This is a genomic window from Pseudomonas sp. RIT623, assembly GCF_004519305.1.
In the GTDB taxonomy this organism is placed as follows: domain Bacteria; phylum Pseudomonadota; class Gammaproteobacteria; order Pseudomonadales; family Pseudomonadaceae; genus Aquipseudomonas.
On record NZ_SOZA01000026.1, the window covers coordinates 40,974 to 66,351 of the forward strand.

The 25,378-nt window shown below is 64.6% G+C and carries 25 protein-coding genes; 15 read left to right on the plus strand and 10 right to left on the minus strand.

Going from position 1 to position 25,378, the window contains the following annotated elements; genetic code table 11:
- Window positions 1-18: 18 nt before the first annotated feature.
- The 3 genes from tauC to tauA are packed head-to-tail and all read right to left on the minus strand — an operon-like array spanning window position 19 to window position 2,636.
- Window positions 19-855, minus strand: a complete 837-nt coding sequence (gene tauC, locus E3U47_RS17265; protein ID WP_134692886.1) for a taurine ABC transporter permease TauC — start codon at window positions 853-855, stop codon at window positions 19-21.
- Window positions 852-1,646 carry a taurine ABC transporter ATP-binding subunit gene (gene tauB / locus E3U47_RS17270; RefSeq protein ID WP_134692887.1) on the minus strand — a complete coding sequence of 265 codons (795 nt, stop codon included), beginning with the start codon at window positions 1,644-1,646 and terminating at the stop codon, window positions 852-854. Before tauB ends, tauC begins: the two co-directional genes overlap by 4 nt.
- Window positions 1,647-1,664: 18 nt before the next feature.
- The gene (gene tauA, locus E3U47_RS17275) at window positions 1,665-2,636 is read right to left on the minus strand and encodes a taurine ABC transporter substrate-binding protein (protein WP_134692888.1); all 972 of its coding nucleotides are present in this window, start codon (window positions 2,634-2,636) and stop codon (window positions 1,665-1,667) included.
- Window positions 2,637-3,200: 564 nt separating this feature from the next.
- Here tauA and E3U47_RS17280 point away from each other — a divergent pair.
- From E3U47_RS17280 to E3U47_RS17320, 8 genes are all read left to right on the plus strand, one after another.
- On the plus strand, window positions 3,201-4,541 hold the full coding sequence (locus tag E3U47_RS17280) for an OprD family porin (RefSeq protein ID WP_134692889.1): 1,341 nt from the start codon (window positions 3,201-3,203) through the stop codon (window positions 4,539-4,541).
- 165 nt (window positions 4,542-4,706) lie between these two features.
- Window positions 4,707-5,345 carry a peroxiredoxin gene (locus E3U47_RS17285; protein ID WP_134692890.1) on the plus strand — a complete coding sequence of 213 codons (639 nt, stop codon included), beginning with the start codon at window positions 4,707-4,709 and terminating at the stop codon, window positions 5,343-5,345.
- 344 nt (window positions 5,346-5,689) lie between these two features.
- Window positions 5,690-6,283 carry an NADPH-dependent FMN reductase gene (gene ssuE / locus E3U47_RS17295; protein WP_134692892.1) on the plus strand — a complete coding sequence of 198 codons (594 nt, stop codon included), beginning with the start codon at window positions 5,690-5,692 and terminating at the stop codon, window positions 6,281-6,283.
- A gap of 92 nt (window positions 6,284-6,375) precedes the next feature.
- A complete protein-coding gene (locus tag E3U47_RS17300; protein ID WP_134692893.1) occupies window positions 6,376-7,341 on the plus strand; it encodes a sulfonate ABC transporter substrate-binding protein in 966 nt (321 codons plus the stop codon).
- A gap of 59 nt (window positions 7,342-7,400) precedes the next feature.
- Window positions 7,401-8,549, plus strand: a complete 1,149-nt coding sequence (gene ssuD, locus E3U47_RS17305; RefSeq protein ID WP_134692894.1) for an FMNH2-dependent alkanesulfonate monooxygenase — start codon at window positions 7,401-7,403, stop codon at window positions 8,547-8,549.
- A gap of 10 nt (window positions 8,550-8,559) precedes the next feature.
- The gene (ssuC, locus tag E3U47_RS17310) at window positions 8,560-9,357 is read left to right on the plus strand and encodes an aliphatic sulfonate ABC transporter permease SsuC (protein WP_134692895.1); all 798 of its coding nucleotides are present in this window, start codon (window positions 8,560-8,562) and stop codon (window positions 9,355-9,357) included.
- A complete protein-coding gene (gene ssuB, locus E3U47_RS17315) occupies window positions 9,357-10,169 on the plus strand; it encodes an aliphatic sulfonates ABC transporter ATP-binding protein (protein WP_134692896.1) in 813 nt (270 codons plus the stop codon). The genes ssuC and ssuB overlap by 1 nt, the downstream gene beginning before the upstream one ends.
- Window positions 10,170-10,199: 30 nt before the next feature.
- Window positions 10,200-10,415 (plus strand): molybdopterin-binding protein, encoded by a 216-nt coding sequence (locus E3U47_RS17320; RefSeq protein ID WP_008095172.1) that lies wholly within the window; start codon window positions 10,200-10,202, stop codon window positions 10,413-10,415.
- A gap of 123 nt (window positions 10,416-10,538) precedes the next feature.
- Here E3U47_RS17320 and E3U47_RS17325 read toward each other — a convergent pair whose 3' ends face one another.
- From E3U47_RS17325 to E3U47_RS17340, 4 genes are all read right to left on the minus strand, one after another.
- Window positions 10,539-11,171, minus strand: a complete 633-nt coding sequence (locus tag E3U47_RS17325) for a TetR/AcrR family transcriptional regulator (RefSeq protein WP_134692897.1) — start codon at window positions 11,169-11,171, stop codon at window positions 10,539-10,541.
- Window positions 11,171-12,748, minus strand: coding sequence for a glutamate--cysteine ligase (gene gshA / locus E3U47_RS17330; RefSeq protein WP_372239519.1), 1,578 nt, complete (start codon window positions 12,746-12,748; stop codon window positions 11,171-11,173). Before gshA ends, E3U47_RS17325 begins: the two co-directional genes overlap by 1 nt.
- A gap of 202 nt (window positions 12,749-12,950) precedes the next feature.
- A complete protein-coding gene (locus tag E3U47_RS17335; protein WP_134692899.1) occupies window positions 12,951-13,334 on the minus strand; it encodes a PaaI family thioesterase in 384 nt (127 codons plus the stop codon).
- Window positions 13,334-15,658, minus strand: a complete 2,325-nt coding sequence (locus E3U47_RS17340) for a Tex family protein (protein WP_134692900.1) — start codon at window positions 15,656-15,658, stop codon at window positions 13,334-13,336. The genes E3U47_RS17335 and E3U47_RS17340 overlap by 1 nt, the downstream gene beginning before the upstream one ends.
- Window positions 15,659-15,887: 229 nt before the next feature.
- Between E3U47_RS17340 and ompR the strand changes: the two genes are divergently transcribed.
- Both ompR and E3U47_RS17350 read left to right on the plus strand, forming a co-directional pair.
- Entirely contained in the window at window positions 15,888-16,628 is a 741-nt protein-coding gene (gene ompR, locus E3U47_RS17345) for a two-component system response regulator OmpR (RefSeq protein WP_134692901.1), read from the plus strand.
- 93 nt (window positions 16,629-16,721) lie between these two features.
- Entirely contained in the window at window positions 16,722-18,035 is a 1,314-nt protein-coding gene (locus E3U47_RS17350) for an ATP-binding protein (RefSeq protein WP_134692902.1), read from the plus strand.
- A 52-nt stretch (window positions 18,036-18,087) separates the two neighbouring features.
- On the opposite strand, the gene rimK is transcribed toward E3U47_RS17350, so the two are convergent.
- Together rimK and E3U47_RS17360 are read right to left on the minus strand one after the other, a co-directional pair.
- Window positions 18,088-18,993, minus strand: coding sequence for a 30S ribosomal protein S6--L-glutamate ligase (gene rimK, locus E3U47_RS17355; RefSeq protein ID WP_011531656.1), 906 nt, complete (start codon window positions 18,991-18,993; stop codon window positions 18,088-18,090).
- Window positions 18,990-19,472, minus strand: a complete 483-nt coding sequence (locus E3U47_RS17360) for an ATP-dependent zinc protease (RefSeq protein WP_134692903.1) — start codon at window positions 19,470-19,472, stop codon at window positions 18,990-18,992. The genes rimK and E3U47_RS17360 overlap by 4 nt, the downstream gene beginning before the upstream one ends.
- Window positions 19,473-19,581: 109 nt before the next feature.
- Between E3U47_RS17360 and E3U47_RS17365 the strand changes: the two genes are divergently transcribed.
- Entirely contained in the window at window positions 19,582-19,983 is a 402-nt protein-coding gene (locus tag E3U47_RS17365; protein WP_134692904.1) for an RNA-binding S4 domain-containing protein, read from the plus strand.
- Window positions 19,984-20,043: 60 nt separating this feature from the next.
- Here the strand turns inward: E3U47_RS17365 and E3U47_RS17370 are convergent, their stop codons facing one another.
- Window positions 20,044-20,844 (minus strand): phosphatase PAP2 family protein, encoded by an 801-nt coding sequence (locus tag E3U47_RS17370; protein ID WP_134692905.1) that lies wholly within the window; start codon window positions 20,842-20,844, stop codon window positions 20,044-20,046.
- Between the two features lie 109 nt (window positions 20,845-20,953).
- On the opposite strand from E3U47_RS17370, the gene hslO reads away from it, so the two are divergent.
- The 4 genes from hslO to E3U47_RS17390 all read left to right on the plus strand — a co-directional run bounded on the left by hslO (window position 20,954) and on the right by E3U47_RS17390 (window position 25,378).
- A complete protein-coding gene (gene hslO, locus E3U47_RS17375; protein ID WP_134692906.1) occupies window positions 20,954-21,856 on the plus strand; it encodes an Hsp33 family molecular chaperone HslO in 903 nt (300 codons plus the stop codon).
- Between the two features lie 179 nt (window positions 21,857-22,035).
- Window positions 22,036-23,577 (plus strand): phosphoenolpyruvate carboxykinase, encoded by a 1,542-nt coding sequence (locus E3U47_RS17380; protein ID WP_134692907.1) that lies wholly within the window; start codon window positions 22,036-22,038, stop codon window positions 23,575-23,577.
- A 268-nt stretch (window positions 23,578-23,845) separates the two neighbouring features.
- Window positions 23,846-24,625, plus strand: a complete 780-nt coding sequence (locus E3U47_RS17385) for an energy transducer TonB (protein WP_134692908.1) — start codon at window positions 23,846-23,848, stop codon at window positions 24,623-24,625.
- Window positions 24,626-24,655: 30 nt separating this feature from the next.
- Window positions 24,656-25,378, plus strand: a complete 723-nt coding sequence (locus E3U47_RS17390) for a MotA/TolQ/ExbB proton channel family protein (protein WP_134692909.1) — start codon at window positions 24,656-24,658, stop codon at window positions 25,376-25,378.

Sequence of the window (25,378 nt, forward strand, 5' to 3'; positions counted from 1 at the left end):
TGCCGGCGTGGTCAGTCATCAGTGGCTCTGGCCGTGCCAGGGCACCAGCCTGCGCTGCAGGGCACGCAGGCCCATCTCCAGGGCGAAGGCGATCAGGGCGATCAGCAGGATCCCCAGCACCACGACATCGGTGACCAGGAACTGCGCCGCCGACTGCACCATGAAGCCCAGGCCGCTGGTGGCGGCGATCAGCTCGGCGGCCACCAGGGTCGACCAGCCCACGCCGAGGCCGATGCGGATGCCGGTGAGGATGTCGGGCAGGGCACTGGGCAGGATCACGTGGCGGATCAGTTGCGCCTTGCTCGCCCCCAGCGACTGCGCGGCGCGCAGCTTGGCCGGGTCGACGGTGCGCACGCCGGTGGCGGTGGCGATGGCGATCGGGGCGAAGATCGCCAGGTAGATCAACAGCACCTTGGACAGCTCGCCGATGCCGCACCAGATCACGATTAGCGGCAAGTAAGCCAAGGGCGGGATCGGCCGGTAGAACTCGATCAGCGGGTCGAGGATGCCCCGGGCCACGCGGTTGTAGCCGATGGCGATGCCCACCGGGATGGCAGTCAGGGTGGCGGCCAGCAGCGCCAGGCCGATGCGCCCCAGGCTCGCGCCCAGATGCTGCCACAGGCTGGCGTCCATGTAGCCCTGGGTCAGTAGGGTCCAGGCTTTGGCGAGGATATCGGCGGGGGCGGGCAGGAACAGCGGTTCGACCCAACCGGCCGCGGTCACCAGCCACCAGGCCAGCAGCAGGGTGACCAGGGTCAGGGTGCTGATCCAGCGCGTAGGCAAGGGACGGCGGGGCTTGGCCGTGGTGGGTTTGATCGGGCGCTTGGCGGCGACCGGCAGGTCCAGGCTGCTCATGCGGATGCCTCCTGTGGTGCCGTCTGGCGTTGCGAGAACACCCGCGCCAGCACGTGCTCGCGGGTCTCGATGAAGCGTGGATCGGACTTGATCGCCCGGGCCGACTCGCCGGCGGCATAGCGCTGGCCGAAGCCCAGTTGCAAGCGCTCGACCACCCGACCTGGGTTGGGCGCCAACAGCACCAGCTCGGTGGCGAGGAATACCGCTTCCTCGATGTCATGGGTGATCAGGAACACCGGTTTGGCGGTGCGCTGCCACACCTGTAGCAGCAGCTCTTGCATCTGTTCGCGGGTAAAGGCGTCGAGGGCGCCGAACGGTTCGTCCATCAACAGCACCCGAGGGTCGGCGGCCAGTGCCCGGGCCAGGCCCACGCGTTGCTTCTGCCCGCCGGACAGTTGCCAGATGCGCCGCTCGCCGAAGCCGGCCAGGTCGACCAGGGCCAGCATCTCGCGGGCCTTGGCTTCACGCTGTGGGCGCGGCACGCCGGCCAGGGCCAGGCCAAAGGCGACATTGCCCAGCACATCCTGCCAGGGCAGCAGGGCATCGTCCTGGAACACCACGCCGCGTTCGGCGCCCGGGCCTTGCACCGGCACGCCGTCGAGGCTGATGCGCCCGCCGCTGGGGGCGACGAAGCCGGCGATCAGGTTGAGCAGCGAGGTCTTGCCGCTGCCGGAAGGGCCGAGGGCCACCAGCAACTGGCGCGGCCCCAGGCTCAGGTTGATGTCGGCCAGCACCGGGGTGCTGGCGCCGGGGTACTGTGCGCTGATGCGCTCCAGTTCGAGCAAGGCCATGACGGGCTCCGTGCGGTATCAGTTGGGGAGGTACTGGGCGCTGACGTAGGGCGCGTAGTCCGGCAGTACCGCGTCGACCTTGCCTTGCTGCTTGAGGAAGGTCGCGGTGTCGCGCAGCGCCTGGGTGGTCGGCGCGCCGAGGGCGCTGGCCTGGTCGGCGGCCAGCGGGTAGACGTTGCCCTGCAGCAGCACCGGGATGTCAGCGGGCTTGGCCCCGGACAGCTTGGCCAGCTTGGCGACGTTGTCCTGGTCGGCCAGCCAGGCTTGCGGGTCGTTGCGGTAGTTGGCGTAGGCGTCGAGGGTGACCTTGGCGAAGGCCTTGACGATCTCCGGGTGCTTGCTGGCGAAGTCCTTGCGCACGATCCAGGCATCGAAGGTAGGCGCGCCCTTGGTGGCTAGTTCGCCCGAGGTGATCAGCACCTTGCCGTTTTCCTTGGCCACGCCCAGGGCCGGGTCCCAGACGTAGGTGGCGTCGATGTCGCCGCGCTTCCAGGCGGCGATGATCGCCGGTGGCGCCAGGTTGAGGATCTGCACCTTGGCCGGGTCGATGTTCCAGTTCTTCAGTGCGGCCAGCAGGCTGTAGTGGCCGGTGGATACGAACGGCACGGCGATCTTCTTGCCGACCAGGTCCTGCGGGGTCTTGATGCTGTCGCGGGCTACCAGCGCCTCGCCGGCGCCGATCTGGGTGGCGATCAGGAAGGTTTCCACCGGCAGCTTGCGGGTGGCGGCGGCGGCCAGCGGGCTGGAGCCGAGGTAACCGATCTGCACGTCGCCGCTGGCCACGGCGGTGATCACATCGGCGCCGTTGTCGAATTTGCGCCAGTCGATGCTGGCCTGGCTGGCTTTTTCATAGGCGCCGTCGACCTGGGCGACCTTGGCCGGGTCGACGGTGGTCTGGTAGGCCACGGTCAGGTCGGCGGCCTGGGCCAGCCAACTGGCACTGGCGAGGGTCAGGGCGGCGAACAGGCGCAGCGGAGCGTGCGGGATCATGGTGAACCTCTCGTCAGGCATTCGGGGGAATGGATGGCGAGAAGCCTAAGTGATCTAAGAAAATGAAAATAAATAACTTTTTTGCATTAGCTTAGTCGGTGTCGGACTTGCCGGCGAACAGCGCCAGCGCTGGTTTTGCGGCGAACATCGCGGTGCCTGCTTCGCCAGCAAGGCTGGCTCCTACAGGGCAGGACCACCCGGCTGGCGTAATCGCAGGGGGCTGCTAGCCTTTTTCGGTTCCGCTTGCGGGCCGTCGGTCTGTCCACCGGCAAACGTTTGCAAATAACCTAAAGGTATGATTGACGTCGTCGATACAACTTTTGGCAGTAAAGGTTCCAAAGTTATTCCGTAAAAATCTTACAGATTCATAAAACGGTCATTTTGGATTTATAGGATTGTCATTATCCTGTAGCGCAGGAGGCGGCCTTAGACGAAAGTCGCGAATCGACCTGTTGTGGTTGACTTGGCGGTCACGCTTTGGTGCTAAATCGCCGATCCGGGTGAGTGGGGCAGCAGATCCCACCACTTGAGACGCACAAAAATTAGAACGTAGAGGAGCAAAACATGTACAAGTCCAGCCTGGCCCTGGCCGTGGCACTGGGGGTTATCGCCCAACAAGCAGGCGCTGCAGGGTTCATCGAGGACAGCAAGCTGTCCGTGAGCTCGCGCACCATGTACTTCAACAACGACAACCGTGCCAAAGGTGCCGACAACCGCGAGTCGGGTCAGGGCTTCAAGCTCGACTATATCTCCGGTTTCACCGAAGGCACCGTAGGTTTCGGCGTTGACGCTCAGGCCCTGTGGGGTATCCACCTGGATGGTGGTCGTGGCAAACACCCGAACAGCAGCTCGTTCTTCCCTAGCGAGACCAACGGCTCGGCGGTGGACCAATGGACCCGTTTCGGTGCCAATGCCAAGGCGCGCTTCTCCAAGACCGAAGCTCACTTCGGTAGTGCCCTCGCACCGATGCTTCCGATCCTGGTCTCCAATGATGGCCGTCTGCTGCCGCAAACCTTTGAAGGTGCTACCGTCACCTCGAAGGAAATCGACAATCTGACCATCAACGCTGGTCAGCTGACGCACGCCATGGGCCGCGCTTCGAGCAACCGCACAGGCTTGTCGGTTTCCGGTGCGCCTGCTGACAGCAACAAGTTCCGCTACGGCGGTCTGGACTACAAGCTCACTCCAGACCTGACGCTGCAGTACTACTACTCGAACCTGGAAGACTTCTACAAGCAGCATTTCCTCGGCGCCACTCATGTCTTCAAGATCGCCGACGATCAGTCCTTCAAGACTGACCTGCGCTACTTTGACAGCAGCAGCGATGGCAAGAACGGTCACGATGCCAACTATGCCTTCGACAACAACAAGGGCTACGCCAAGAACAAAGGCGAGGTCGACAACAAGACTTGGTCGGCCATGTTCACTTACACCCTGGGCGGCCACGCGTTCCTGCTCGGCCATCAGCGTGTGAGCGATGACGGCGCGTTCGTCTGGCTGAACCAGGGTGGCGTCGTTGACGGTAATGGTCGTTCGGAAGGTGCGGCAGGGTCCAGCTTCTACCTGTTCACCGACAGCATGATCAACCAGTTCGCGCGTGCGGGCGAGAACACCACCTTCGGCCAGTACTCCTATGATTTCGCACGCCTCGGGGTACCGGGCTTGAAGGCGTCTGTTTCGTACCTGCGCGGTACCGATGTGCGTTACGCATCCGGCCATGGCACCTACAGCGAGTGGGAACGAGACGCGCGTATCGACTACGTGATCCAGGAAGGCACGCTCAAGGGGCTGGGCTTCAGCCTGCGTCAAGGTGTCTACCGTGGTACCAACGGCAACACCAACGAGTTCACCAAGGACACGGATCAGACCCGCTTCATCGTGAACTACACTTACAACTTCCTGTAAGTCGTAGCGCTACGCAAGAAAGCCTCGCCTGATGCGAGGCTTTTTTGTGCCTGCGCATTCGTATTCGTTCTGGTTATAAATAAATCGATATTTATTCTTTTTGTTTTTATCTGGAAGCAGGCACATTGAACCCACAAGGCCAGACACAGCACAGGAGCCGCTTCCATGAGCCTCAAACTCGGCGACATCGCCCCCGATTTCGAACAGGATTCCAGCGCCGGCAAGATCCGCTTCCACGAATGGCTGGGCAACAGCTGGGGCGTGCTGTTCTCTCATCCGGCCGACTTCACCCCGGTGTGCACCACCGAGCTGGGCCTGACCGCCAAGCTCAAGGACGAATTCGCCAAGCGCGGGGTCAAGGCCATCGCCCTGTCGGTGGACCCGGTGGACTCGCACCACAAGTGGATCGATGACATCAACGAGACCCAGAACACCGTGGTCAACTTCCCGATCATCGCCGATGCCGACCGCAAGGTCTCTGACCTGTACGACCTGATCCACCCGAATGTCAGCGATACCCTCACGGTGCGCTCGCTGTTCGTCATCGACCCGAACAAGAAGGTGCGCCTGACCATCACCTATCCGGCCAGTACCGGGCGCAACTTCAACGAGATCCTGCGGGTGATCGACTCGCTGCAACTGACCGACAACCACAAGGTCGCCACCCCCGCCAACTGGCAGGACGGCGACGAGGTGGTGATCGTGCCGTCGCTCAAGGACGAGGACGAGATCCGGCAGCGCTTCCCCAAAGGTTACCGCGCGGTCAAACCCTACCTGCGCCTGACCCCGCAGCCAAACCGCTGATGAATTCCTCGTTGCATTGCTCTTAGCCATAGCAGGGATCTTCGGGCCGTTTCGACGGCCCTTTTTTATGCCTCCGTGTTCCCTGTAGGAGCGGCCTTGTGTCGCGAAAGGGCCGCAAGGCGGCCCCGGCATTCTCTGTATCACTGGGCAAATCCGGGGGCTGCTGCGCAGCCCTTTCGCGACACAAGGCCGCTCCTACAGAGAAGAGCATCCAATAGTAATTTATGGAATAAACAAATGAAAAAATATGATTTATGGATATATGTGACGAGCTGTTAATGTCATTTCCATCCAGCGGGGCCAACCCCTCGCGGCCCTGAATTGATTCGAAGGAAGCGCTTTCAATGCTGGTTGTATCTGTCGGTGGTAGCCCCAGTCTTCGTTCACGCTCCGGCGTGCTGCTCGAACGCTCGCGCGATTGGTTGCAACAGCGCGGTGTCGAGGTCGTCACCTTCCAGGTGCGGGAGTTCCCCGCCGAGGACCTGCTGCACGCCCGCTTCGACAGCCCCCAGGTGCGCCACTTCAACGAGCTGGTGGCCCAGGCCGACGGCCTGCTGGTCGCCACCCCGGTGTACAAGGCATCGTTCGCCGGCGCGCTGAAGACCTTGCTCGACCTGCTGCCCGAGCGTGCCCTGGAACACAAGGTGGTATTGCCGATCGCCAGCGGCGGCAGCATCGCCCACATGCTGGCGGTGGACTATGCCCTCAAGCCAGTGCTTTCGGCGCTCAAGGCGCAGGAGACACTGCAAGGGATCTTCGCCGACGACAGCCAGATCAGCTATGCCGACGGCGATCGGCCTGCACGCCTGGACGAGGCACTGGAGCAGCGCCTGCTGGGCGCACTGGAGACCTTCCACGGCGCCATGGCGCGCCGGCCCCAACCTGTCGCCCCCGGCCTGCTCAACGAACGCCTGCTCAGTGCCCGCTGGAGTATCTGAGCAACCCTGACGTTTCATCGCTGTTCCCACCTTACTCGCCCGCCAACGAGGCAAGCAGGTGCTACCCGAACCCACTCGCACAGGAGAGCGCCATGCGCACAGTCTTCTTGCGTCGCGGTCTGGTCGCCCTGTTCGCGGCGGCTGTATCGTTCGGCGCCATCACCCAGGCCCAGGCCCAGAGCCTGCGCATCGGTTACCAGAAATACGGCACCCTGGTGCTGCTCAAGGCCAAGGGCTCGCTGGAGAAGCGCCTGGCCGAACAGGGCATCCAGGTGCAATGGACCGAGTTTCCCGGTGGCCCGCAACTGCTCGAAGGGTTGAACGTCGGCTCGATCGACTTCGGCGTCACCGGCGAGACCCCGCCGGTGTTCGCCCAGGCCGCTGGCGCCGACCTGCTCTATGTCGCCTATGAGCCGCCCGCCCCGCACAGCGAGGCGATCCTGGTGCCCAAGGGCTCGCCGATCCAGTCGGTCAAGGCGCTCAAGGGCAAGAAGGTCGCCCTCAACAAAGGCTCCAACGTGCATTACCTGCTGGTCCGCGCCCTGGAAGACGCCGGCCTCAAGTACAGCGATATCCAGCCGGTGTACCTGCCGCCGGCCGACGCCCGCGCCGCTTTCGAGCGCGGCAGCGTGGATGCCTGGGTGATCTGGGATCCCTACCAGGCCGCGGCCGAGCAACAGCTGCAGGCCCGCACCCTGCGCGACGGCAAGGACCTGGTCGACAACCACCAGTTCTACCTGGCCACCCGTAGCTACGCGACCCAGCACCCGGCGGTGATCAACACCCTGGTCGAGGAAGTGCGCGCCGTCGGCCAATGGTCGCAGGCCAACCCGCAGCAGGTCACCGACCAGGTCGCGCCGCTGCTTGGCCTGCCGGCCGACATCACCCTCACCTCGGTCAAGCGCCAGGGCTACGGCGCCGCGCCGCTGACCCCGGAGGTGGTCGCCGCGCAGCAGAAGATCGCCGACACCTTCCAGGCTCTGAAGCTGATACCCAAGCCCTTGAGCATCAAGGACGTGATCTGGACACCCCCGGCCAAGGTCGCCAGCGCGCCTTGAACGCATCGCCCGTGCCGGGGCCTCGCTCCGGCCCTGCCACCCTTGAGGAGACAACTCCAATGAGCCTGAACATCTTCTGGTTCCTTCCCACCCACGGTGACGGCAAGTACCTGGGCACCACCGAAGGCGCTCGCGCCGTCGACCACGGCTACCTGGCGCAGATCGCCCAGGCCGCCGACCGCTTGGGCTTTGGCGGCGTATTGATCCCCACCGGGCGCTCCTGCGAGGACTCCTGGCTGGTCGCCGCCTCGCTGATCCCCGTGACTGAACGCCTGAAGTTCCTGGTGGCGCTGCGCCCAGGGATCATCTCGCCGACCGTCGCCGCGCGCCAGGCGGCCACCCTGGACCGCCTGTCCAATGGCCGTGCGCTGTTCAACCTGGTCACCGGTGGCGATCCGGACGAACTGGCCGGTGATGGCCTGCACCTGAACCACCAGGAGCGCTACGAAGCCTCGGTGGAGTTCACCCGCATCTGGCGCAAGGTGCTCGAAGGCGAAGTGGTCGACTACGACGGCAAGCACATCCAGGTGAAGGGCGCCAAGTTGCTCTACCCGCCGATCCAGCAGCCGCGTCCGCCGCTGTACTTCGGCGGTTCGTCCGACGCCGCCCAGGACCTCGCCGCCGAGCAGGTCGAGCTGTACCTGACCTGGGGCGAGCCACCGGCCGCCGTGGCCGAGAAAATCGCCCAGGTGCGCGAGAAGGCCGCTGCCCAGGGCCGTGAAGTGCGCTTCGGCATTCGCCTGCATGTGATCGTGCGGGAAACCAACGAACAAGCCTGGGCCGCGGCCGACAAACTGATTTCGCACCTGGACGACGACACCATCGCCCGGGCCCAGGCCTCGCTGGCGCGCTTCGACTCGGTCGGCCAGCAGCGCATGGCCGCGCTGCATGGCGGCAAGCGCGACAAGCTGGAGGTCGCGCCGAACCTGTGGGCTGGGGTTGGCCTGGTGCGTGGCGGGGCCGGCACAGCGCTGGTCGGCGATGGCCCGACCGTCGCCGAGCGGGTCAAGGAGTACGCGGCGCTGGGCATCGACACCTTCATTTTCTCCGGCTACCCGCATCTCGAAGAGTCCTACCGCGTCGCCGAGCTGTTGTTCCCGCACCTGGACGTGCAGCGCCCGGAACCGGTGCACAGCGGCGGCTATGTGAGCCCATTCGGGGAAATGGTGGCCAACGACATCCTGCCCAAGTCCGTGGCGCAGAGCTGAGGGCCCGGCCATGAGTCATGCACCCTCAAGCACCTGGCGCCAGCGCCTGGCCCCCTGGGCCCTGCCGGTGCTGCTGCTGGCCGTATGGCAGCTGGCGGTCAGCGCCGGTTGGCTGTCGACGCGCATTCTGCCGGCGCCGAGCGCGGTGGTCGCGGCCGGCGTCGAGCTGGTGCGCAGCGGCGAAATCTGGACCCACCTGGCCATCAGTGGCTGGCGCGCCGGCCTGGGCTTTGTCATCGGCGGCGCCATCGGCCTGGTGCTGGGCTTCATCACCGGGTTGTCGAACTGGGGCGAGCGCCTGCTCGACAGCTCGGTGCAGATGATCCGCAACGTGCCGCACCTGGCGCTGATCCCGCTGGTGATCCTGTGGTTCGGTATCGACGAGTCGGCGAAGATCTTCCTGGTGGCGCTGGGCACGCTGTTCCCCATCTACCTCAACACCTACCACGGTATTCGCAATGTCGATCCGGCCCTGGTGGAGATGGCGCGCAGCTATGGGCTGTCGGGCTTCGCGCTGTTCCGCCAGGTGATCCTGCCTGGTGCGTTGCCGTCGATCCTGGTAGGTGTGCGTTTCGCCCTGGGCTTCATGTGGCTGACTTTGATCGTCGCCGAGACCATTTCGGCCAACGCCGGCATCGGCTACCTGGCGATGAACGCCCGGGAGTTCCTGCAGACCGACGTGGTGGTGCTGGCGATCGTGCTGTACGCGCTGCTCGGCAAGCTCGCCGACCTTGCGGCCCGTGGCCTGGAGCGTGTGTGGTTGCGTTGGCACCCGGCGTATCAGGTCGCCAGGAAGGAGGGTGCATGATGAGTGTGCTCACGCAACGCCCGCCGCGCCTGCTGCCCGGCATCCCGCTCGCCGCCAACGGCCTGCGCCGCACCTTCGGCCAGCGCGAAGTGCTGCGCGGTATCGACCTGCACATACCGGCTGGCCAATTCGTCGCCATCGTCGGTCGCAGCGGGTGCGGCAAGAGCACCTTGCTGCGCCTGCTGGCCGGCCTCGACCAGCCCAGTGCCGGCGAGTTGCTGGCGGGGGCCGCGCCGTTGGCTGAGGCCCGCGACGATACCCGACTGATGTTCCAGGACGCGCGCCTGCTGCCGTGGAAGAAAGTCATCGACAACGTTGGCTTGGGCCTGGCTGGCAACTGGCGCCGTCGCGCCCTCGAAGCCCTGGAGGCGGTCGGCCTGGCCGAGCGTGCCGACGAGTGGCCGGCGGCGCTGTCCGGCGGCCAGAAGCAGCGCGTGGCGCTGGCCCGCGCACTGATCCATCAGCCGCGCTTGCTGCTGCTGGACGAGCCGCTGGGCGCGCTGGATGCGCTGACCCGCATCGAGATGCAGCAACTGATCGAGCGCCTGTGGCGCCAGCACGGCTTCACCGTGCTGCTGGTCACCCACGACGTCAGTGAGGCTGTCGCCGTGGCCGACCGGGTGATCCTGATCGAGGACGGCGCTGTCGGCCTGGACTTGACCATCGACCTGCCACGCCCGCGCGCGCGGGGTTCGCAGCGCCTGGCGGCGCTGGAAAGCGAAGTGCTCAACCGTGTTCTGTCCGTGCCGGGCACCCCGCCCGAGCCGGAACCTGTAGCCCCTTTGCCCACGCAGTTGCGTTGGGCCCACTGAACCTACGAAGACCGCAAAAGGAATGACGCCATGACTATCAAAGCCATCAACGTTCGCAACCAGTTCAAAGGCACCGTGAAGGAGATTCTTGAAGGCCCGGTACTGTCGGAAATCGACGTGCAGACCGCCTCCGGTATCGTCACTTCGGTCATCACCACCCGTTCCGTGAAGGAGCTGGAGCTGCAGGTGGGGAGTGAAGTGATCGCCTTCGTGAAATCGACCGAGGTGTCCATCGCCAAGTTGTGATGGCCTGGAGAGGGGGCGCTGCGCGCCCCAGCCGCGACACAAGGCCGCTCCTACAGGGGTTATGCGATCTCCTGTAGGAACGGCCTTGTGTCGCGATTGGGCCGCAAAGCGGCCCCAAGGATCTCACGCCAAACGCTTGGCCAGATAAGGCGGCAGGTACAACCCCAGATACGCCTCGAACACCCGCATTCCTTCTTCCGCCATGCGCGGCGTGATCGCTTCATGCAACTGCATCGAGCGGGCGTACACCCGGTCGCTCAACTCCATGGCCAAGGCGAACACATCGACATCTCGCGGCATTGCCGGCAGCTGGAAATGCTGGTCGAACAGCTTGTGCATCAGCTCACCCAGCTCCAGGTCATGCTGACGGTCAGCCTGGACCACTTCGCTCAGCCCATGCTGGGCGAGGATCAGCTGGCGCGCCGCGGCATCCTCGTTGTAGATGTCGAGCATGCGCCGCTCCACCAGCCGCGACAGGCCGTGCCAGGTATTGAAGGCGGTGCTGTCGATCGGCGCGCTCAGCGCTTCGCGAAAGGCCCGGTGCACATCGGCGGTCAGCGCCTCGAGCAAGGCTGGCACACTGGCGAAAAAGTGATACACCGACGACGGTGGAATCTGCGCCCGTTCGGCCACGCTGTAGATCGACAACCCCGCCACCCCTTGCCCAGCCAGCAGTTCGCGGGCCGCGGCGAGGATTGCCTCGATGCGGGCCTGGCTGCTGGCGCGGGGCTTGCGCGGGGCGACGACGCGGTTCATCAGTTGCTGATCGCCAGGATGCTGGCCTGGTAGGCGCCGACGAACAGGTCGAAGTCGCCGACTTCTTCTTGTTCCAGCTCGGACTGCTTGGCGATCGATTCGCGCGCAAGGGTTTCGAAGGCCTGTTGCTGTGCGCTGCTCAATGGCTGCTCGCGGAAGCTCTCGGCGTGCAGACGGCTCTGGCGCAGGGAGAACTGGACGAAAGTCTCGTCATGTTCGGTCATGCGCGCCAGCACCTGGGCCGATGGCGTCAGCTCGGGATCGTCGACCTTGGCCTGCTGTGCTTCCAGGGCCTTGGCGTGGTCATTGCCACCCTGGGCACGGTCGAGCAGCCCGGCCAGCTGGCCGATCCGCTCGATCAGTTCGCTTGCCCACTCCTTCAATGCGACCGGTTGGCCGTCACGGCGCAGCTCCAGGCCCGGGCGCCGACCTTCCTTGACCACGGTGAGGAAGTTGTCGGTGCATTGGCCGCACTCGCCGTTGTCCAGTTGCGGGCTTTCTTCGAGGGCGCAGAACAGCAGGAAGGCGTCGAGGAAACGGGCTTCGGTCAGGTCGATGCCCACTGGCAGGAACGGGTTGATGTCCAGGCAGCGCACTTCCACGTACTGCACGCCCCGCGAGGTCAGGGCCTGGATCGGCCGCTCGCCGGTGTAGGTGACGCGTTTGGGGCGGATGTTCGAGTAGTACTCGTTCTCGATCTGCAGGATGTTGGTGTTCAACTGCACCCACTCGCCATCGACGTGCGTGCCAACCTCGACATAGGGCGGGTAGGGCGTGCCCACGGCCTTGCGCAGGCTATCGGTGTAGCTGGCCAGGTTGTTGTAGCAGGGCGTCAGGCCCGCCTGGGCGTTGCTCTGGTAGCCCAGGTCGCTCATGCGCAGGCTGGTGGCGTAGGGCAGGTACAGCGTTTCGCCGTCGAGTTCTTCGAGCTGGTGCGGGCGGCCGCGCAGGAAGCCCTTGTCCAGGGCCGGGGACGCGCCGAACAGGTACATCAGCAGCCAGCTGTAGCGGCGGAAGTTGCGGATCAGCGCAATATAGGCCGAGGACTGGTAGTCGCGGTCGTCCTGCTCGCCGCCTTCGGCATCGCGCAGCAGCGGCCACAGCGCCTCGGGCAGCGAGAAGTTGTAATGGATGCCGGCGATGCACTGCATGGTGCGGCCGTAACGCAGGGCCAGGCCCTTGCGGTACACGTGCTTGAGCTTGCCGATGTTCGAGTTGCCGTACTCGGCGATCGGGATGTCTTCTTCGGCCGGCAGTGCGCAGGGCATCGACGGGCTCCACAGCAGTTCGTCGCCCAGTTTGCTGTAGACGAAGCGGTGGGTCTGTTCGAGGCTTTCGAGCACCTTGGCAGGGTCCGCCAGGGCTGGGGTGATGAACTCCAGCAGCGACTCGGAATAGTCGGTGGTGATCTGCTCGTTGGTCAGCGCCGAACCCAGGGCCTCGGGGTGCGGGGTCTGGGCCAGGCGACCTTCTTTGGTCACGCGCAGGCATTCGCGCTCAATGCCGTGCAGGCACTGCTTGAGCAGGTCGATATTGTCGCCGAGCAGGCTCAGGCGGCGGTTGAGGAGGTCGCTCAAGATGGATTCCTTCACGCGTCAGTCGGCCCAATATGGGGGTAGAGATGACGGTCTACAAGGGTAGTTGGGAAAGGAACTGGCGTTGTCGCCTGGTTTACGCGGTTCCGACGCTGGCCTGTAGGCGTCTGATCGCGGGGCGGGCTCGCCCCGCGATCAGGTGTACAGCAATACGTCGAAAATACCGCAGATGGAGGCCTGTCAGCTAGATAACCGCGAAGGTTCCCTGGGCCTTGGCCACCAGCTTGTCGTCCTGAAGCACGTCGGCGTCGAGCACCAGCGTGCGCCGGCCGGCATGCAGCACCCGCGCAGTGCAGCGCACCTCGCCCTCGCCGACCGCGCGCAGGTAGTTGATCTTGCACTCGATGGTCACGCTCTGCTGGTCGAAGCCATGGCTGGCCGAGCAGGCCAGGCCCATGGTGATGTCGACCAGGCTGAAGATCGCCCCGCCGTGCAGCTTCTGGCCACGGTTGCGCAGGTGCGGCGCCAGCGCCAGGGCGACCTCGGCAACGCCGCTGTCCAGGCGTTGCAGGCGGCAACCGAGCAGTTGGCTGAAGGCGCTTTCGACGTACTCCTCGGGAACGTCCATCACTTCTTCTTCAACTGCTTGGCGTTGGCGAACAGCGCCGCCATGGCGTTGTTCGCCGGCGCGGCGGCGGTGGCCTCGCGCTGGCGCGGGGCCTGCTGCTGGCGGTTGCCGCCATTGCCACGGTTGCCGCCGCGGTTGCCCTCGACCTTTTCGCCCGGGGTGTCGCTCATGCGCATGGACAGGCCGACGCGCTTGCGCGGGATGTCCACTTCCATGACCTTGACCTTGACCACGTCGCCGGCCTTGACCGCTTCGCGCGGGTCCTTGACGAACTTCTCCGACAGCGCCGAGATGTGCACCAGGCCGTCCTGGTGCACGCCGATGTCGACGAAGGCACCGAAGTTGGTGACGTTGGTCACCACGCCTTCGAGGATCATGCCCGGCTCCAGGTCCTTGAGGTCCTCGACGCCGTCCTGGAAGGTGGCGGTCTTGAACTCGGGGCGTGGGTCGCGGCCGGGCTTGTCCAGCTCTTGCAGGATGTCAGTGACGGTCGGCAGGCCGAAGGACTCGTCGGTGAATTTCTTCGGGTCCAGGCGCTTGAGGAAGCCGCTGTCGCCGATCAGCGAGCGGATGTCACGGTCGGTGTCGGCGGCGATGCGCTGCACCAGTGGGTAGGCTTCCGGGTGCACTGCCGAGGCGTCCAGCGGGTTGTCGCCGTTCATCACACGCAGGAAGCCGGCGGCCTGCTCGAAGGTTTTCTCGCCCAGGCGGCTGACTTTTTTCAGCGCGGCGCGGGTGGCGAACGGGCCGTTGGCGTCGCGGTGGGCGACGATGTTCTGCGCCAGGGTCGCGTTGAGACCCGAGATGCGGGTCAGCAGCGCCACCGAGGCGGTGTTGACGTCCACGCCCACGGCGTTCACGCAGTCCTCGACCACGGCGTCCAGGCCCCGGGCCAGCTTCACTTGCGACACATCGTGCTGGTACTGGCCGACGCCGATGGATTTCGGGTCGATCTTCACCAGCTCGGCCAGCGGGTCTTGCAGGCGACGGGCGATCGACACCGCACCACGGATCGACACGTCCAGGTCGGGGAACTCGCGAGCGGCCAGCTCCGAGGCCGAATACACCGAGGCGCCAGCCTCGGAGACCATGATCTTGGTGATCTTCAACGCTGGATACTTCTTGACCAGCTCGGCCACCAGCTTGTCGCTCTCGCGGCTGGCGGTGCCGTTGCCGATGGCGATCAGCTCCACCGAGTGCTTGGCGCACAGCGCGGCCATGATGGCAATGGTGCGGTCCCAGTCGTTCTTCGGCGCGTGCGGGTAGACCGTGGTGTGGTCGAGCAGCTTGCCGGTGGCATCGACCACGGCGATCTTGCAGCCGGTGCGCAGGCCCGGGTCGAAGCCCAGGGTGGCGCGTGGGCCGGCCGGGGCGGCCAGCAGCAGGTCGTGCAGGTTGTGGGCGAAGACGTTGATCGCCTCGCCTTCGGCGTTGTCGCGCAGCTCACCGAACAGGTCGGTTTCCAGGTGAGTGTAGAGCTTGACCTTCCAGGTCCAGCGCACCACTTCGCCCAGCCACTTGTCAGCGGGGCGGCTGCGGTTCTCGATGCCGACATGGTTGCCGATCATCACCTCGCACGGGTGCAGGGTGCCCGGCAGCTCTTCGCCGACCTTCAAGGATGCGCTCAGTACGCCTTCGTTGCGCCCACGGAAGATCGCCAGGGCACGGTGCGAGGGCGCGCTGCGCAGCAGTTCGTCGTGGGCGAAGTAATCGCGGAACTTGGCGCCTTCGTCTTCCTTGCCGGCGACTACGCGGGCAGTGAGTACCGCTTCCTGCTTGAGGAAGTTGCGCAGCTTGTCCAGCAGGCCGGCGTCTTCGGCGAAGCGCTCCATGAGGATGTACTTGGCGCCTTCCAGGGCGGCCTTGACGTCAGCCACGCCCTTTTCGGCGTCGACGAAGCGCGCGGCTTCGCTTTCCGGGTTCAGTTGCGGGTCGTTGAACAGGCCGTCGGCCAGCTCGCCGAGGCCGGCCTCCAGGGCGATCTGGCCCTTGGTGCGGCGCTTCTGCTTGTACGGCAGGTAGAGGTCTTCGAGGCGGGTCTTGGTGTCGGCCAGCTTGATCTCGCGGGCCAGCTCCGGGGTCAGCTTGCCCTGCTCCTCGATGCTGGCCAGGATGCTGGCACGGCGCTCGTCGAGTTCACGCAGGTAGCGCAGGCGCTCTTCCAGGTGGCGCAGTTGGGTGTCGTCCAGGCTGCCGGTCACTTCCTTGCGGTAACGGGCGATGAAGGGCACGGTCGATCCTTCGTCCAACAGGCCCACGGCCGCTTCGACCTGTTGTGGGCGCACGCCCAGTTCCTCGGCGATACGGCTGTTGATGCTGTCCATGAAAACCACCTGAAAAATAGTGAATGCAAGGCCGCAGGCGGGCGTTCGGCCCCGGCGGCGCTGGGTGAAAGGCGCGCATTATACCCATCGTGCCGGGCTTGCGGTGATGGCCTGGCGCCAGCCGTCGATGGCGCGGCAGTGGCGCCCCGGGAAAAATCTGCTAACAATGCACACGGCACGCGCGGCAATGGCTACGCCATAATGCGCAGCGATATCAGAGGAGTAATTCATGACCAGCACCGCAAACGCCGCAGATGGCGACAAGATTCTCATCGTCGACGACGACCCGGGCCTGAGCAGCCTGCTGGACCGTTTCTTCACCAGCAAGGGCTTCCGTGTCCGTACCGTGCCCAATGTCGAACAGATGGATCGCCTGCTGGCCCGTGAGGTGTTCAACCTGGTCGTGCTCGACCTGATGCTGCCGGGCGAGGACGGCCTGTCCGCGTGCAAGCGCCTGCGCGCCTCGAACAACCAGATCCCGATCATCATGCTCACCGCCAAGGGCGATGAGCTCAGCCGCATCAAGGGCCTGGAGCTGGGTGCCGACGACTACCTGGCCAAGCCGTTCAACCCCGACGAGCTGGTGGCCCGGGTCAAGGCCGTGCTGCGCCGCCAGGCCCCGGCCGTGCCGGGTGCGCCGGGCAGCGAGGACGAGACCGTCACCTTCGGCGACTACGAACTGTCGCTGGCCACCCGCGAACTCAAGCGCGGCAGTGAAGTGCACATGCTGACCACCGGCGAGTTCGCCGTGCTCAAGGCGTTGGTCATGCATGCCCGCGAACCGCTGACCCGCGACAAGCTGATGAACCTGGCCCGTGGCCGCGAGTGGGACGCCCTGGAGCGCTCCATCGACGTGCAGATCTCGCGCCTGCGCCGGATGATCGAGCCCGACCCGTCCAAACCCCGCTATATCCAGACCGTCTGGGGTGTGGGCTACGTCTTCGTGCCGGACGGAAACGCCGGCAAATGAGTCTGTCGGTGCGTCCGGGTGCAGCAGGGCGGCTCATGCGAGTCGCCCTGTTTTCGTCTGTGGCGGCCGGCCTTTCAGCACAGTAGTTGATCGATGAAAACGCCTCTCTGGTTCCCGCAAAGTTTCTTCGCCCGCACCCTCTGGCTGGTGCTGATCGTCGTGCTGTTCTCCAAGGCACTGACGCTGGTGTACCTGCTGATGAACGAGGACGTGCTGGTCGACCGCCAGTACAGCCACGGTGTGGCCCTGACGTTGCGGGCGTACTGGGCGGCGGATGAAGAAAACCGCGAGCAGATCGCCGAGGCCGCCGGGTTGATCCGGGTGACCGGGGCAGGCGTGCCCGAGGGCGAACAGCACTGGCCGTACAGCGAGATCTACCAGCGCCAGATGCAGGCCGAGCTGGGTGACGACACCGAGGTGCGGCTGCGCATCCATGCGCCGCCAGCGCTGTGGGTGAACGCGCCGAGCCTGGGCCCCGGCTGGCTCAAGGTGCCGCTGTACCCACACCCGCTGCGCGGGCAGAAGATCTGGAACGTGCTGGGCTGGTTCCTGGCCATCGGCTTGCTGTCCACCGCCTCGGCGTGGATTTTCGTGCGCCAGCTCAACCAGCCGCTCAAGCGCCTGGTGTTCGCTGCTCGCCAGCTCGGCCAGGGGCGCAGCGTGCGCCTGCCGATCAGCGATACGCCCAGCGAGATGACCGAGGTGTACCGGGCATTCAACCAGATGGCCGAGGATGTCGAGCAGGCCGGGCGAGAGCGCGAGCTGATGCTGGCCGGGGTGTCCCACGACCTGCGCACACCGCTCACCCGCCTGCGCCTGTCACTGTCGCTGATGGGCAACGACAGCGACCTCAGCGAAGACATGGTGCGTGATATCGAGGACATGGACGCGATCCTCGACCAGTTCCTGGCGTTCATTCGTGACGGGCGCGACGAGCCGGTGGAGGAGGTCGACCTCAACGATCTGATCTACGAAGTAGTGGCCCCTTACAACCAGCATGAGGAGCAGGTGCGCCTGTGCCTCGAGCCAATTCCGCCCTTCCCGCTGCGGCGTGTCTCGCTCAAGCGCATGCTCGGCAACCTGATCGGTAACGCCCTGCATCACGCCGGCAAGGGGGTTGAAGTGGCGGCCTATGTATCGGGTGACCAGAGTGCGCCTTATGTGGTGCTCAGCGTGCTGGATCGCGGGGCGGGGATCGACGAGTCGGAGCTGGAGACCATCTTCAACCCGTTCATCCGTGGCGACCGGGCGCGGGGCGGCAAGGGCACCGGGTTGGGGTTGGCGATCGTCAAGCGCATCGCCGCGCAGCATGGCGGCAATGTCGAATTGCGCAACCGCTCCGGTGGCGGGATCGAGGCGCGGGTGCGCTTGCCGTTGGGTTTGTTGCTACCGCGTAACGCTGTGTGAAATCAATCGCGGGGCAAGTCGCACCGCCGGTGCGACTTGCCCCGCGATGTGTTTAACCTTTGCCTTTGGTCCGGGTCTGGTTTGGCCCGCTGTTCTTCTCCAGGTGCTCGATGATCATCCCGGCCACGTCCTTGCCGGTAGTCACCTCGATCCCCTCCAGGCCTGGCGAGGAGTTCACTTCCATCACCAGGGGCCCATGGTTCGAGCGCAGGATATCCACGCCCGCCACGCTCAGCCCCATCACCTTGGCTGCGCGAATCGCGGTCATGCGTTCTTCAGGGGTGATCTTGATCAGGCTGGCCACACCCCCGCGATGCAGGTTGGAGCGGAACTCGCCCGGCTTGGCCTGGCGTTTCATCGAGGCGATCACCTTGTCGCCGACCACGAAACAGCGGATATCGGCGCCGCCAGCTTCCTTGATGTACTCCTGGACCATGATGTTCTGCTTCAGGCCCATGAACGCCTCGATCACCGACTCGGCGGCCTTGGTGGTTTCGCACAGAACCACGCCGATGCCCTGGGTGCCTTCGAGCACCTTGATCACCAGCGGCGCGCCGTTGACCATCTGGATCAGGTCGGGGATGTCGTCCGGCGAGTGGGCGAAACCGGTGATCGGCAGGCCGATGCCGCGCCGCGACAGCAGTTGCAATGAGCGCAGCTTGTCGCGCGAGCGGGCGATGGCCACCGACTCGTTGAGCGGATAGACGCCCATCATCTCGAACTGGCGCAGCACCGCGCAGCCATAGAAGGTGACCGAGGCGCCGATACGTGGGATCACCGCGTCGAACCCTTCCAGCGGTTTGCCGCGGTAGTGGATCTGTGGTTTGTGGCTGGCGATGTTCATGTAGGCCCGGAGCGTGTCGATCACCACCACTTCATGGCCCCGCTGGGTACCGGCCTCGACCAGGCGGCGGGTGGAATACAGACGCGGATTGCGCGAGAGCACAGCGATCTTCATGCAGCACCTGTGACAGGGGAAAGGGTGGCCGGGAAGGCCGGTTTGTCCTGAACGTACTTGAGGCCGGGGTTGACCACCAGTTGGCCGTGGATCAATGCCTTGGATCCGAGCAACAGCCGGTAGCGCATGTTCTTGCGGCAGGCCAAGGTGAACTCCACCTCCCACACCCGGTCGCCGAGCGCCAGGCTGGTGCGGATCACATAGCGCGCCTGGGCCTGGCCGTTGGAGCTCTTGATGCGTTTCATGGTCACCAGCGGCGCCTCGCAGCGACGGTGACGCAATTGCACCACCGAGCCCAGGTGGGCGGTGAAGCGTACCCACTGCTGGCCATCGCGCTCGAACGGCTCGACGTCGGTGGCGTGCAGGCTGGAGGTGCTGGCACCGGTGTCGATCTTGGCGCGCAGGCCGGCGACGCCGAGGTCGGGCAGGGCGACCCACTCGCGCAGGCCGATCACAGTCAGGTGGTCAAATGTCTTCACGAAGCGTGCCCTGTGGATAAGGGGATGAACTGTAATGACGGCACGGATTTTTTGCATCCGTCAGTCACGGTAGTACAGTTCCGTGAAAGACAGAATTCGAGGAAAAACCATGGCACAAAAGCCTGAAGACGAAGACAAGGTCCGCCTGGACAAATGGCTGTGGGCGGCGCGTTTCTACAAAACCCGCGCGCTGGCCAAGGCGGCCATCGAAAGTGGCAAGGTGCATTGCCGCGGCGAGCGCTGCAAGCCGGGCAAGGAGCCGCGGGTGGGTGACGAGTTCGTTTTGCGCACCGGTTTTGACGAGCGCACGGTGCGGGTCAAGGCGCTGTCGGTGGTGCGTCGTGGCGCACCGGAGGCGCAGGCGTTGTACGAGGAGACGGCCGAGAGCATGAAGCGGCGCGAGCAGGTGGCCGAAATGCGCAAGGCAGGGGCGATGGGCGTGACCACCGATGGGCGGCCTAACAAAAAGCAGCGGCGGCAGATTCACCAGCTGCATGGCAGTTTCGAGTAATCGCGGGCAAGCCCGCTGCCACGCAGGCACACGGTGGCAGTGGGCTGGCCCGGCGATCGATCAGGCGTTGCGCATGACGCTCATGCGTCCGATCAGCGGCAACTTGCCGAACAACCGGAACAGCGGCGCCGTCCAGCGCACCAGCGCCGCGCTGGCCTTGGCCGCCAGGGGGGTGTGGCAGCTCCAGCCCAGTGCCAGCACCGCCATCAGCAGGCCGCCGATGTAGTCGTCCTGGCCCCAGTGGGCACCGGCCACCAGGCGCGGCAGCATGAACAGCAAGGCCAGTGCCCAGATCACCAGGTGCTGCATCAGGCGGCGGCTGAACAGGCTCATGAACAACGCCCAGATCAGCAGCACCGAGGCGTGGTCACCCGGGAAGCTCTGGCTGGAACGGTCCTTGAGCTCCCATTTCTTTTCCACGTTCGGGTAGTAGTCGCTCAGGTGCACGGCGTTGTCGAACGTCATCGATGGGCTATTGTGTTGCCAACCCATTGCACTGACCCACTTGGAAAACAGCGCGCGAATCACCACTAACAGGAGCAGGGTCACCAGGAAACCAAAAAATGCCTGGCGCACCTGCACGGCCTTGAACACCCAGTCGCCGCGAATCAGCAGCGACAACATGATCAGCCCGACCAGGATGTCGAATGGACGCAGGCTGCCGACGGCCCAGATGGTACGCCAGACAACGTTGTCGGCCAGCGGGGCGTTGAGGCTGTGGAACAGCCATTCGTCGAAAGTCAGGCACAGGATCTGGCCAACGGGCCATAACCAGAAACACAGTAGAGCGATGGGCAGCAGCGTGCAGGCTGCCAAGGGTCCCCAGGACCACCTCGCTTGGAACAGTGGTCGATTGTCCATAAGATACCTCGATCTCCTAACGTGAAATGAGCGCCCAGCGAGCGCTCAGCGACGGACGTTTTAGTCCCGGATAATCATTTTGTCATCATTTTCAGATAGCCAGACAGCCATGAGCGACTTGCCAGATACCGATTTCACACAACGTTTCATCTTCGACGACCGCGATGTGCGCGGTGAAATGGTCGCGCTGGAACGCAGCTATGCCGAGGTGCTGGCCAAGCACGCCTACCCTCAGCCGGTGCAGCAACTGCTGGGCGAACTGATGGCCGCCGCCGCGCTGCTGGTCGGCACCTTGAAGTTCGATGGCCTGCTGATCCTCCAGGCGCAGTCCCAGGGCCCGGTCCCGCTGCTGGCCATCGAGTACACCAGCGAGCACGACATCCGAGGCCTGGCGCGCTACGAGGCCGATCAGATCAAGGCTGACGCAGCCCTTGCCGACCTGATGCCGGGCGGTCACCTGGTGTTGACCATCATTCCGGTCAACGGCCAGCGCTACCAGGGCACGGTTGAGCTGGACGGCAAGGACCTGTCGGAGTGCTTCACCAACTACTTCGTCATGTCGCAGCAGATCAACACCTGCATTTCCCTGGCTGCCGATGGCCAGCGCGCCCGTGGCCTGCTGGTGCAGCAACTGCCGGCCGAGATCCACAAGGACAGCGAAGAGCGCGAGGAAAGCTGGGCCCACGTGAAGGCCTTGGCCAACACCGTGAAAGTCGAGGAACTGCTGGGCCTGGACAACGAAACCGTGCTGCACCGCCTATACCACGAAGACGCTGTGCGCCTGTTCGACATCCAGCCACTGCGCTTCAAGTGCAGCTGCTCGCGTGAGCGTTCGGGCAACGCCCTGGTCAGCCTCGGCGAGGCCGATGCCAAGGCATTGGTGGCCGAATGTGGCGGCACTGTCGAGATCGATTGCCAGTTCTGCAACGAGCGTTATCTGTTCGATGCCAACGATGTCGCGCAATTGTTTGCCGGCGGTGGCACCGAGGCGCCCTCAGAAACTCAGCACTGAAACGGTTCACTACAGGACTATCTCCTGTCGAATTGCGCAAAAGCGCAGTTCTGACAGGAGGGGCCTACTTTTTTTGGGCTTTTCTGGCATAATCCGGCCACTTTTTTCGCTGTAGTAGTTTTTTCAAGACGACTACAAAACGTTTGGAGCACTCGGCCTCGGGCCGGATGGGGTATCTCATGACGCAAGCCAACAACACCGTGTACACCGACCTGAGCGTCGATGAGCTGGTAAAAGAAGCGCTGTCCCGCGGTGAAGGCGTGCTGGCCGATACCGGCGCGCTGGTGGTGGAAACCGGTCACCGCACCGGCCGTTCGCCGGCTGACCGTTTCATCGTCGAAGAACCTTCCACCCAGGACCAGATTGGCTGGGGCCCGATCAACCGCAAGTTCCCGGCCGACAAGTTCGATGCCCTGTGGGACCGCGTCGAGGCGTTCAACAACGCCCAGGATCACTTCGTTTCCTACGTTCACGTAGGTGCTGCGGCCGAGCACTACCTGCCGGTCAAGATGACCACCCAGACTGCCTGGCAGAACCTGTTCGGCCGTTGCCTGTTCATCAACCCGGCCCAGTACAACCCGGCTGAGCATGGTGAGTGGCAGGTGCTCAACGTCGCCAACTTCGTTTGCGAACCCGAGCGTGACGGCACCAATTCCGATGGCTGCGTGATCATCAACTTCGCCCAGAAGAAAGTGCTGATCGCCGGCATGCGTTACGCCGGTGAAATGAAGAAAGCCATGTTCTCGGTGCAGAACTTCCTGCTGCCGGCCGCCGACGTGCTGCCGATGCACTGCGCCGCCAACATCGGCGAAGCGGGTGACGTCACCCTGTTCTTCGGCCTGTCCGGCACCGGCAAGACCACCCTGTCGGCCGACGAAAGCCGTTACCTGATCGGTGACGACGAGCACGGCTGGGGCGAGGGCGTGGTCTTCAACATCGAAGGCGGTTGCTATGCCAAGTGCATCGACCTGTCCGAGAAGAACGAGCCGGTCATCTGGAAAGCCATCAAGCATGGCGCGGTGCTGGAAAACGTCGTCATCGACGATGCCAAGCACGCCGACTACGCCGACGTGAGCCTGACCCAGAACAGCCGCGCAGCCTACCCGCTGAGCCACGTAGCCAAGGTCTCCGAGAAGAACCTGGGCGGCGAGCCGAACGCAGTCATCTTCCTGACTTGCGACCTGACCGGCGTACTGCCGCCAGTGTCGATCCTGAACAACGAGCAGGCGGCCTATCACTTCCTGTCCGGCTACACCGCACTGGTCGGCTCCACCGAAATGGGTTCGGGCAGCGGCATCAAGTCGACTTTCTCCACCTGCTTCGGCGCACCGTTCTTCCCGCGTCCGGCCGGCGTCTATGCCGAGCTGCTGATCAAGCGCATCAAGGCGTTCGGCTCCAAGGTCTACCTGGTCAACACCGGCTGGACCGGCGGTGGCTACGGCGTTGGCAAGCGCTTCAGCATCCCGACCACTCGTGGCGTGATCGCGGCTATCCAGAGCGGCGCGCTGGTCGGTGCCGAGACCGAGCACCTGGACATCATCAACCTGGACGTGCCGAAGGCCGTTCCAGGCGTCGAGACCGAACTGCTCAACCCACGCAACACCTGGGCTGACAAAGCGGCCTACGACGCAGCGGCCAAGGGCCTGGCCGGCCTGTTCATCGAGAACTTCAAGAAGTTCGACGTTTCCGATGCCATCAAGGCCGCCGGTCCGCAACTGTAAGGTTGCGACACGGCTGAATGAAGAACCCGGGCCTGGTCCCGGGTTTTTTATTGCCGGGTGAATGCCTCTGGGGCATTTTTCTCATGCGCGCAGGGCATGGTCAGGCCCTGACTTGGCTGCAGCCCTTTGATTGCGGGGGCTGGCACAAGCATCCAAATCAAATAGATGTAAAAGTTCTAGAGTTAACATAAAAAATTACTTAATTGCATAAGCCTCTGGCATCGATGATTCAGCCACACACCTGAATCGAGACCCCAGGAGTTGAGCAATGGGTAATGTCCAGACGGCCGTCAGGGCCTACGACCAGCCATGGCACCCGGCAGCGGGTGACCTGGTCGAGCTCGGGCGCACGCTACGTCTGCCGCTTGGCCAGCAGCGCCTGCAGCGCGCGCCGGTCAGTGGCCTGAAGCGCCGCGACCAGCTGGCGCTGGGCTTGCTGGTGCTGGCGCTGCACGGCGCCGTGGCCTACTGGGTCAGCCAGGCACCGACCCCGGCGCTGCCGATCGTGCCGCCACAGATTCCACCCATGACCATCGAGTTCGCCGCGCCGGCACCGCCGGTCGTTGCCCCGCCGCCCCTGGCACCTGTGGTCGAGCCGCCGCCACCGCCGGTGGTCGATGAATTGGTGGCCAAACCCAAGCCCAAGCCAAAACCGCTACCCAAGCCGGTGGCCAAGCCCAAGCCAGAACCCAAGCCCGAGCCAAAGCCGGCCCCAGCGCCCGCTGCGCCACCTGTGGCCGCTGCGGCGCCTCCTGCGCCGGTCCCGGTGACGCCGCCGTCGGCCAACGCCGCATACCTGAAGAACCCGGCGCCGGAATACCCGCAGATGGCTCTGCGCCGTGGTTGGGAAGGCACTGTGCTGCTGCGCGTCGAAGTGCTGCCCAGCGGCAAGCCGGGGCAGATCCAGATCCAGCAGAGCAGTGGTCGCCCGGCCCTGGACGAGGCCGCGCTGGCCGCGGTCAAGCGCTGGAGCTTCGTCCCGGCCAAACAGGGCGAGGTGGCCCAGGCGGGCTGGGTCAGCGTACCCATCGATTTCAAGCTTCGTTAATTCGCGATCGCACAAAGGAAGGACTACATCATGAGCCTGTTGGCATCCCCTCTCGAGTCTGTTGAAAGCGCGGTCATCTGGCTGCTGGTTGGTTTCTCCGTCGCCACCTGGGCGCTGGCCCTGGTCAAGGTCGTGCAGTTCGTGCGCCTCAAGCGCCAGGACAAGCGCTTCCACCAGCAGTTCTGGGCCGCATCCAGCCTCGATGCGGCCGCGCAGATCAGCCAGGATCAGCCCGGGCCGGCGGCGCGGGTCGCCCAGGCCGGCTACGCCGCCATTGCCGTGGGCGAACCGGGCCAGGCCAGTGACCTGAGCCAGGCGATCAATCACCAGGACCGCCTTGAGCGTGCCTTGCGCCAACAGATCGTGCGCGAGCGGCGCTCGCTGGAAACCGGCCTGGCAGTGGTTGCCAGTATCGGCAGTACCTCGCCGTTCATCGGCCTGTTCGGCACGGTATGGGGCATCATGGAGGCGCTCAAGGGCATCAGCGCGGCGGGCTCCGCGAGCCTGGAAACCGTGGCCGGGCCGATCGGCGCGGCGTTGGTCGCCACGGGTGTGGGGATCGCCGTCGCGGTGCCGGCGGTGCTGGTCTACAACTACTTCCTGCGCCGCCTCAAGCTGACCGCCGCCGACCTCGACGACTTCGCCCATGACTTCTACGGCCTGGCCCAGAAGAGTGCCTTCCGCGTGCTGCTGCACCCGGCGGTGCACAAGGCCCAGGCCGGTTACACCCAGCCGGTGAAGGAGGCCTCCTGA